Source organism: Lewinella cohaerens DSM 23179 (genome assembly GCF_000379805.1).
GTDB classification, from domain to species: domain Bacteria; phylum Bacteroidota; class Bacteroidia; order Chitinophagales; family Saprospiraceae; genus Lewinella; species Lewinella cohaerens.
In genome coordinates, this window is the sequence record NZ_KB903591.1 from 1 (window position 1) to 3,499 (window position 3,499).

Annotated in this window: 3 protein-coding genes; all 3 read left to right on the forward strand. The window is 34.4% G+C overall.

Annotated features, from left to right (window positions below; genetic code table 11):
• The first annotated feature begins 218 nt into the window (after positions 1–218).
• Positions 219–2,210, forward strand: a complete 1,992-nt coding sequence (locus A3EU_RS0125565) for an NACHT domain-containing protein (protein WP_020539039.1) — start codon at positions 219–221, stop codon at positions 2,208–2,210.
• Between the two features lie 450 nt (positions 2,211–2,660).
• Complete coding sequence (locus A3EU_RS0125570) at positions 2,661–2,885, forward strand: UPF0175 family protein (RefSeq protein ID WP_020539040.1); 225 nt, start codon at positions 2,661–2,663, stop codon at positions 2,883–2,885.
• Positions 2,886–3,338, forward strand: a complete 453-nt coding sequence (locus A3EU_RS0125575; protein ID WP_020539041.1) for a PIN domain-containing protein — start codon at positions 2,886–2,888, stop codon at positions 3,336–3,338.
• Positions 3,339–3,499: the final 161 nt, after the last annotated feature.

Sequence of the window (3,499 nt, forward strand, 5' to 3'; positions counted from 1 at the left end):
CATCGCGGAGACGAAAATGTCGGAACTACCGCTGCTACTACCGTCGGCGGTGTGGGAATCGCAGGGGAAGGACCTGTAATTGGTCGGACGTTTACAGTCAAATGGTTGTTAAATATTAGGTATGATCTTATATTAGAGTCTACTAAGTTACCTGGATGAAAATAGAATCTTCTTACATGAAGATTATCGCTTTCTTAAGCTTCTAAAAATAGTATCCTATGCTTGATGTTAAACTAGAAATCAGTAATCTTATTGACCCTTTACTTGATTCACTCAAGTATTTAACTAATGAAGGTAAAGATTTACTTGAGGTAGGGCTATCTGAGTATCTGGAAAGTCAAACGGAAAAGTATTACTTGGTCAACACTTTTTTACATAGGTTTGAAAAAGTTCGGTTTTTTGATATATACCACCCTTTGGTCGTTTGGAATGGAAAACGAGCCATTGATTTTAATAACCTAGTGAGAGATTTTGATTCTAATAAGTACATTACAATATTAGGTAGAGCTGGCTCTGGAAAGAGTACAATTATGAAATCAATTTTCTTGAGATCAATTAAAACGAGATATAAGATTCCTGTACTGTTCGAGTTACGATATATGAACGAAGGAAATATATCACTAGATGAATATATTGAGAAAAAATTAGCACTTCATAAGATTAAAAATTCAAATGAAGCATTAGAAAAGGCTCTACGAAATGGCGATTTTATATTTCTATTTGATGGTTATGATGAAGTTTATCTGAATCTTCAAGACAAAGTACTTAGGGAGCTTGATGATTTTGTAGACAGATACAGTAAAAACACTTTCGTCCTAACCTCCAGGTATGGTAGCGGTATAGAATCATTTCCTAGATTTGACAATTTTAAAGTAAATCAATTATCTACAAAAGATATTGTCATTTTTATCAAAAAAATGGTTGATGACAAAGAAAAGATTCGACAAATTCTAAAAGAAATCAGTATTCTAAATGCGAAAAATGAGAAATTACAAACTTATAAAGGCTTTTTGTCTAACCCTTTACTTTTGTCAATGTTTATTTTAACATATGAGCATCATCCTGAGATCCCAAATAGGAAGAATATATTCTATCGAAATGTTCTGGATACTTTATATACCAAACATGATGGACTTACTAAAACAAGCTACAAACGAGAAAGAAAGGCAAGACTAAGTAGGGATCACTTTGAGCAAGTTTTGGAAGCATTTTGTTTTGTCACCTACTTTAGGAAAGAACTAATCTTCACTGAGTCGATCCTCGTTGAACGTCTTAAATTTGTAAGGAAAAAGCTTGACTTGAAATTTGACATACAAGATTTAATTTATGATTTTAAAACTACTGTTAATATTCTTATTTTAGATGGATTAGCATATACTTTTCCTCATAGGTCAATGCAGGAGTATTTATGTGTCTTATTCATTAGTAAAAGACAACCTACCCAGAAAAAAGCCATTTATGAAAAGTATACAAAATTGGTAGTGTTAGACCTAACCGATAGTGGGCAGAATTATTGGGAATTAAGTCATGAATTAGACAAGGTGGATTTCAGCAAGCATTTTATTCTTGATTCACTGGAACGATTCTTGAAAGAAATTAATGTTAAATCAAATAAACAGAAAGTTTCTAACTTTGCAGAGTTGTTTAGTCTTAATATATATAGCGACGGTGAATTTGAAAGTTATCCATTCGCATTTAGAATCATTAAGACAGAGATCATTGATAGTAATGGAAACACCAAAGATACCGTACTTGATGAATATTTTGCTTCTGATGGATACACTTGGGCAAAGTTTATAGACCTTACTAAAGACATAAAATTGTCTCATAATATTCATAAAATAAAAGTATCTAGATCAATTTATAATGTAAAATTTTCTGTGCCTGAGTCTAATTTTTACTTTAACTTATGTGATTATTTAGGTATTTCAATTAATGATATATTAAGAGGACTAAATGATTCTGTAATTGATGATGATGTTGATTTTCGAAAAAAAATTGGATTCGAAATGGGACTCAGATACGAAACTTGGCAGAAGTCAAAAAAGCTGCGTAATGAGTTGGACGAAAAGGCTCTAGGACTAGCTGATAATAAATCTTTCTTGAAATATATAGATCATATTTCCCAGGTTTTAATCCAGAATAAAGATGGTATACAAGGTAGTATAGAGTCTAATATAAAATCTATTGATGAAATTATTGATTTTTAAACAGCACACAACTTTGCTACCCCGTCAAGCTTCCCTTCGGTCAGCCTGCGGGGTAGCCGGAGATGGGCGCAATTTAAGAATGAATATCACGAGATAATGAAGAGTAATCACACTGCTTGAAACGGTGCTCGACAAGCTCGCCCAATATATGACTCGCGGGAACAGCCCGGGTATTCTTCGCTTTTTTATCGAATACAAAGAAATTGTTTTTGAATAGTGCCTTGGAGCCATTTGTGCAATCGACTTCGTTCAGGTACTTTATCTTTTGTCGTTGCTAAATGATGTATAAGGTTAACTTTTCATTGGAGCACTAAATCGCCTTAGCTTGTTTTTGGATCGTTATGAAACGAACTTATCTCCCTGGACGTTATCAATGGTGTAGGTAATTTTTCTGTAGGTGATAAAGGGATCTTTGCCTATCTTTATAACATTCTACAAAGAAAAGGACAAATGAGTGTCAACATAAAACTTCCGGACGGATTGCAGATAAGTGAGTTTGAGCTTAGTATGCTGCTTGCTTCGAAACTATTTGAATCAGGCCTTATATCTTCAGGGCAAGGCGCGGAGATGGTAGGACTTTCGAAACGCGCATTTATAGAAATGTTAGGCAAGTATGAAGTCTCTGTATTTGGCTATGATTTTGATGAATTAGAGGAAGAATTAGACGAAATATAAATGGAGTTAGTAATTTCTGATGCAAGCTGCCTTATTGCTCTGGAAGATATTGGTGAGCTAAGAATTTTGCGTGGTTTATTTAGCCAAATCGTAGTGACAGATATAGTAAGAGAAGAAATTCAAGCAGAATTACCATCTTGGATCAAAGTTAGTAAGGATTATGAAGCCAGAGAATTAGAAATATTGAAGTTAGAACTGGATATGGGAGAAGCTAGTGCCATCGCTTTAGCGCTTAAGAATCCGGGAAGTAGAATTATATTAGATGAGAGAAAGGGTAGAAAAGTGGCTAAGCGCTTAGGGCTAAAAGTGATCGGAACGCTGGGATTAATCGTTAGAGCTAAGCAGAAAGGTATAATTCCTTCGGGTAAAGAAGTACTCAGCAAACTTGAGAATCACGGATTTTGGTTATCTGAGCGTATGAAAAAAAACTTATTAGAAAAATTAGGTGAATAAAGTAATGCGCCCATCTTTGCCTAGGACGTACATACTCCGCTTCGCTACGTACGTCGCCTAGGCTTGAGTTGGGCGAAACGCTGCGCGTACTGAGAGAAAAACTTAATAAATAAGGATAACTCTACATGTCAGAAAATCCAGATTTAGAGATGAATTAAAAT

What these genes read in the sequence shown, in the direction of transcription:
- A3EU_RS0125565 (WP_020539039.1), top strand. Translation starts at nt 219, where the DNA reads ATGCTTGATGTTAAACTAGAAATCAGTAATCTTATTGACCCTTTACTT.
- A3EU_RS0125570 (WP_020539040.1), top strand. Translation starts at nt 2,661, where the DNA reads ATGAGTGTCAACATAAAACTTCCGGACGGATTGCAGATAAGTGAGTTT.
- A3EU_RS0125575 (WP_020539041.1), top strand. Translation starts at nt 2,886, where the DNA reads ATGGAGTTAGTAATTTCTGATGCAAGCTGCCTTATTGCTCTGGAAGAT.